Annotated in this window: 3 protein-coding genes; 1 reads left to right on the forward strand and 2 read right to left on the reverse strand. The window is 27.0% G+C overall.

Annotated features, from left to right (window positions below; genetic code table 11):
• Positions 1 to 25 precede the first annotated feature (25 nt).
• Positions 26 to 1,393, forward strand: a complete 1,368-nt coding sequence (locus Q0H31_RS01605; protein ID WP_295295332.1) for an aldehyde dehydrogenase family protein — start codon at positions 26 to 28, stop codon at positions 1,391 to 1,393.
• 366 nt (positions 1,394 to 1,759) lie between these two features.
• On the opposite strand, the gene Q0H31_RS01610 is transcribed toward Q0H31_RS01605, so the two are convergent.
• Positions 1,760 to 2,683 carry a tyrosine-type recombinase/integrase gene (locus tag Q0H31_RS01610; RefSeq protein WP_295295334.1) on the reverse strand — a complete coding sequence of 308 codons (924 nt, stop codon included), beginning with the start codon at positions 2,681 to 2,683 and terminating at the stop codon, positions 1,760 to 1,762.
• A gap of 97 nt (positions 2,684 to 2,780) precedes the next feature.
• Positions 2,781 to 5,855, reverse strand: coding sequence for an efflux RND transporter permease subunit (locus Q0H31_RS01615; protein WP_295295337.1), 3,075 nt, complete (start codon positions 5,853 to 5,855; stop codon positions 2,781 to 2,783).
• Positions 5,856 to 6,000: the final 145 nt, after the last annotated feature.

The raw sequence follows: 6,000 nt of genomic DNA on the forward strand, positions 1-6,000 counted from the left end.
ACTATTTTTAAGGAATATTATTTTTATGTATATAGAAGAATTAAGAAATAAGCAAAGAGAGTTTTTTAAAAGCGGTGCTACATTAGAATATTCTTTTAGAATAGAGCAGCTAAAAAAACTAAAGGCTATGATTATAAAAAATGAGGCTAATTTTATTAATGCACTCAATAAGGATATGGCTAAACTTGAGTTTGAAGCTATTGGTACTGAATTATTTATTATAATTGATGAGATAAATCTTTTTATAAAAAAATTAAAAACTTGGATGAAAGATAAAAAAGTTAAAAGAAATTTCCTCACAATAGATTCTAAAACAATTATAATGAATAAGCCTTATGGAGTATCACTTATAATATCTCCTTGGAATTATCCTTTGCAATTAACTTTTCTTCCTCTTATAGGCTCTATTGCAGGAGGAAATACTTCTATAATACTTCCTTCGCAATTAACTACTAATGTTTATGATGCAATATATTCTTCTGTAAAAGAAACATTTGATGAAGAGTATATTGCTGTTGTAGATAAATCTTTTCCTGCAGAGTATACTACAAAGATAGAATATGACAAAATATTTTTTACAGGCTCTCCGAGAGTTGGAAAAATCATAATGAATAATGCCTCTAATTTTTTAACCTCTCTTACTTTGGAGCTTGGAGGAAAATCTCCTGTTATAGTTGATGATAATATAAAAAATATTAATAAGGCTCTAAAGAGAATAATATGGGGAAAGTTTATTAATTCTGGTCAAACCTGTGTGTCTCCTGATTACTTATTAGTAAATAAAAATATTAAAGATAAGTTTTTAGATGCATTCAATACAGAAATAAAATTATTTGAAGATGAGAGAAAATTAAATAGAATTATTAATAAAAGTCATTATGAGAGATTAAAAAGTTATTTAAACGATGGAAAAATATTATACGGTGGTGAATATGATGATGAAGCATTATCTATTGCTATAACATTATTAGAGCCTAATAGTTTAGAAAATAATGTGATGAGAGATGAAATATTTGGAAGTATTTTTCCTATAGTTTATTATAACACTAAAGAAGAGGCAAGAGACATTATAGATAAACTATGTTCTCACCCTTTGGCTATGTATGTTTTTTCTGATGATAATAATTTTATAGACTATTTTTTAAACAATATTTCTTTTGGCGGTGCATCTATAAATGATACTATAAGTCATATATTAAACAACAATGCTCCTTTTGGCGGTGTGGCAACAAGCGGAATAGGAGAGTATCATGGTTATTATAGTTTTGAATGTTTTACAAAAAAAACTACAGTATTAAAAAAGAATTATAATTTTGAGCTTAATACTAAATATCCGCCATACAGCAAAAATATAAAAGCATTAAAGTTTTTGTTTGAATTATTTAAGAAGTAAAAATTATTTTATATATAATATGATTTAAGTTCTGTCAATTTGCACTTTATTCAACTTTTTGCTGCGGGAAAAAGTTGAATAAAATATATATCAATATAAAAATTATTTGTTTAAATTAAGATACTTGCAGGGTTTTGCCCCCCTGCGAAGCGTGCCCGTAGGGTAGCACCCCAGTTCTTTTATTGGTATAAAAGAAGCAAAAGAACTACATTTTTGGCCTAAAATATAGTAATTATTTTATATTTTATTTATATTCCAATATATAAATCTAAAGCACTTAAAAAACATACAAACAATAAAATTAAAACAATATAAATATTTATTAGTACTTATCTAATAGGTCTTGAAATAAGTATAGTATACAATTTATTTTGAATGTGGGTGAGCTTTATTGTACACTTCAAAAAGCCTATCATTTGTAACATGTGTATATCTTTGAGTTGTTGATATACTTTCATGCCCTAATAATTCCTGAACGCCTCTAATTTCGGCATCATTATTTAAAAGATGTGTGGCAAAGGTATGCCTCAAAGTGTGCGGAGAGAAATCTACACTAATATTAGCCATTCTCATAAGTCTTTTCATTGAGTTTCTAACACTTCTATCACTTATAGGTTTTCCAAATCTGTTTACAAACAAATAATTATTGTTAGAGCCATATTCTCTTTGTATAATTGCTCTTTTTTGCATATACAAATCCCAATTATCATATATTATAGGTATTAATGGTATCTCTCTTACCTTTGAACCTTTACCAAGTATTCTTAAAGTAGTAGAGCCTTTATGCATCATGTTAAGCTTAATAGATATTAATTCTGAAGCTCTTAAACCTATAGCATACATAAATATAGCCATCATTTTATCTCTTATAATAGTAAAATCATTTTCATCATCTATTTCTAATATTTTATCTATATCATTGAGTGATAAAAACTTTGCTATATGCTCTTCCCTTTTTGGGCTTTTCATGTTTATTATTCTTGTTTTATCAGAGTAGCCGTTTCTTATTAAATATTTATAGAACTTTTTTATAGATGAAAGATGTCTTGAAGTTGTAGCGTTTTTTAATTTTTTATTTTTTAATGATGCAAAATAATCTCTTATAGTATAGTGAGTAGCATCATTAAAGTCTATATCATTATCTTCCAAAAATTTGATATATTCTTTTAAGTCTTTAGTATAACTATTGATTGTATGAGCGGCATAATTTAAAGTTTGTAAATAATCAGCAAACTCTTCTAATAGATTTTCTAACTCATTAGCCTCTATTCTTTTTAATTGATTTTCCATAAACAAACCCTTCTAATAATTAGTATTTAAATAATTATCGAAAGTTTTATTTATAAATTGATGAAGTATGTTAACTACTGTGAATTTTATTTTTTTATTAATCGTATTTTCTTTTTATGTCAAATCTATTTCTAAAACTTGAATATACAGCAGGTATTATTATAAGAGTAAATACTGTAGAAAATAAAAGCCCGCCGCACACTGCAGTAGCCAATGGTTTATACATCTCTGTGCCGTTACCTATTTTTAGCATCATAGGAAGCATACCCAAAATAGTAGTTAAAGAAGTCATAAGTACCGGCTTTAATCTTCTTTTGCAGGCTCTTAAAGCTGATTCATTCCAAGAAATATTATCTTCTAATACTGTTTTATTCATATAATCTATTAGAACTATACCATTATTTACAACTATACCCACAAGCATTATAATACCTATTGCACTATATACGTTTAGAGTTTCACCGCTAATATAAAGAAATATTAATGCTCCAAACAAAGCAAAAGGTACAGATAAAGATATTACAAAAGGTGTTATGTATGATTCAAACTGTCCTGCTATTATTGCATAAACAAAAACTATAGCCATTATTAATGACACTAATAATTGATGAAAAGATTCCTGCATATCCTCATAATCGCCTGAAAAGTTTATTAAAAATCCGCTTGGTATATATATATTATTTAATTCTTTTTTTATATCTGCTATTATCTCGTTTACAGCTCTTCCATATGAACTTGCTGTTATTTCTATTATTCTATTATCATTCTTTCTGTTTATTTCTGTAGGTCCTGTTGATTTAGATATTTTTACTATAGAGGATATTGGTATAATATTTGTTCCTGTTGGTATCATTAATTTGTATACACCGTCTATATTTTCTCTTGTACTGTCTTCAAGCCTCACTACTATATCAGAATCTATATATAAAGAGTTTTCTAATGTCATAGTGCTTGCCACAGTTCCGCTAAAAGAAGTACGAATTATGCTTCCTATAGTCTCTAAACTCATTCCCATTTTAGATATTAAATCTCTATTTATAGTAAATAATATCTCATGATTTGAGTCATCTTCTTTTATAAGCACATTTCTTATTCCATCTACTTTAGAAACTGCATTAATAACATTGCTTGCCACATCATATCCTACATCTAAATTATCTCCAACTAATTCTATTATAATAGAGCTATAATCTTTAGGTTTTCCCATTGCAACATTTTCTGAGTTTAATTCTATTCTTCCGGGATATCCATTCACTTTATTTCTTATCTCTTCTATATAATAATTAATATCTTTCTCTCTTCCTTTTTCTCTGTCTATTAATTTTACTCTCACCTCTCCATGATGTTCATTTCTTCCTGTTCTCACTCTTGTTTCATAATAATCTATGTTTTCTCCAATGCTATTTTCTATATCATCTTCCATTCTGTCTATAAATAAGTCTGTAAATTGAACCCTTGTTCCAACAGGCATTCTCAATCTTGATATTATAGTGCCTGCATCGGACACAGGGTATCCTTCTTTTGGTATTTTTATAAGCATTAATATTAGCAAAGAAAATAATACTGAAAATATTATTAAAAATGATTTTCTTTTGTTTTTCATCACTAATGATAATAGTGTTAAATAAAACTTTTCTGTTTTGCTGTGAATATTATTTTGAAAAAATGACTCTAATTTTGTAAACTTAAAATTATTGTTTTTAATTCTAGAAGCAAGCAAAGGAACTATTGTAATAGCAACAAAAAGAGAAGTTAATAGCGATATTGATACGGTTAAGCATAAATCACTAAACATTTGCTCCACTTGCCCTTTTACAAATAAAAATGGTAAAAAAACTGACACGCTTGTTAGAGTTGATGCTGTTATTGCTATAGAAACTTCGCTTGCACCGTTTACAGAAGCCTTTATATTATCTATTATATTATTAGAGTCTTTATTATGAATAAAAATGTTTTCAAGCACAACTATAGAATTATCGAGCATCATTCCAACACCAAGAACTAACCCTGAAAGAGAGATAATATTTATTGATATATCCAAAAAATACATTAATATAAATGTTGTTATTACTGATATAGGTATTGATATTGATATTATAATTACGCTTTTTATATCCCATAAATATATCATAAGAATTATTATTGCAAATAAAGCCCCTTGCCATATTGTGCTTATTACATTTTTTATAGAATTATTTATTGTATCAGAGCTATTAAATAATACTTTATAATATACGCCATAAGGCAAATCCATTGTTTCTAATCTTTTATTAACATCTCTCGATATTTGTATGATATTAGCACCAGATTCTTTGGTTATAGCTACACTTACAGCCTTTTGTCCGTTAATTCTTACTATCTCAGCTTCATCATCATAATATTCATACACATTTGCTATATCTCTTATTTTTACAGGAAATATATTATTTTTTAAAGCTACTACTACATTTTCTATATCATTTATATTTTTAAGCTCTCCTTTGGTTCTTATTCCATACTTATAAACGCCCTCATAAGTTTCGCCCCCAACTATATTTTGATTTTCTAAAGAGAGAGTTTTTACTATATCATTAATATTTATAAAATAAGCATTTAATCTATTTAGGTTTATATCTACATAAATAGTTTTTTTAAGCCCGCCTCTTATCTCTGTTTGTGCCACTCCTTCAATTTGCTCTAATGATGTGAGTATTCTGCTATCTATTAAATCGTATAATGCACTTAAATTATCAATACCAAAAAATGCTATCTCCATTATAGGGCTTGCATCGCTTGAAAACTTTGAAATATTTGGATTATCAACATCATCTGGCAGCTCGCTTCTTATCATATCTATTGCTTCTCTGATGTCATCTGCAGCAGTTTGCAAATCTGTTCCCCAATTAAACTCTATTTCTACATTAGATTCTGATTCTTTTGATTTTGATTTTATGTTTTTTACGTTATTAACTGAAGATATTGCACTTTCTATTATTCTTGTAACATTCTTTTCAACTTCTTCTGGAGCAGAGTTTTCATATACTGTTTTTACGCTTATTATAGGAATCTCCATATTTGGTAAATAATCTACTTTTAATTTAGATATACTTACAAATCCTATTATAAATACAGAAACTAAAGTAACAGATACTGTAGTAGGTTTATTTATTATAAACAGTATAAACTTTTTCATGTTTTTATATATAAAAATTAGAATAATTATATTTATATATAAAAAATATTCAAGTAGAACTATAAATAATTATTGTTTAGGAGCCATACATATTGCACGTTTTTTAGTTTAAAAAAAGCAGGTATTCCTTATAATTTAATTAACT

Origin of the sequence: uncultured Brachyspira sp. (assembly GCF_934747485.1) — a bacterium.
In the GTDB taxonomy this organism is placed as follows: Bacteria; Spirochaetota; Brachyspiria; order Brachyspirales; family Brachyspiraceae; genus Brachyspira.

What these genes read in the sequence shown, in the direction of transcription:
- Q0H31_RS01605 (WP_295295332.1), top strand. Translation starts at nt 26, where the DNA reads ATGTATATAGAAGAATTAAGAAATAAGCAAAGAGAGTTTTTTAAAAGC.
- Q0H31_RS01610 (WP_295295334.1), bottom strand. Translation starts at nt 2,683, where the DNA reads ATGGAAAATCAATTAAAAAGAATAGAGGCTAATGAGTTAGAAAATCTA.
- Q0H31_RS01615 (WP_295295337.1), bottom strand. Translation starts at nt 5,855, where the DNA reads ATGAAAAAGTTTATACTGTTTATAATAAATAAACCTACTACAGTATCT.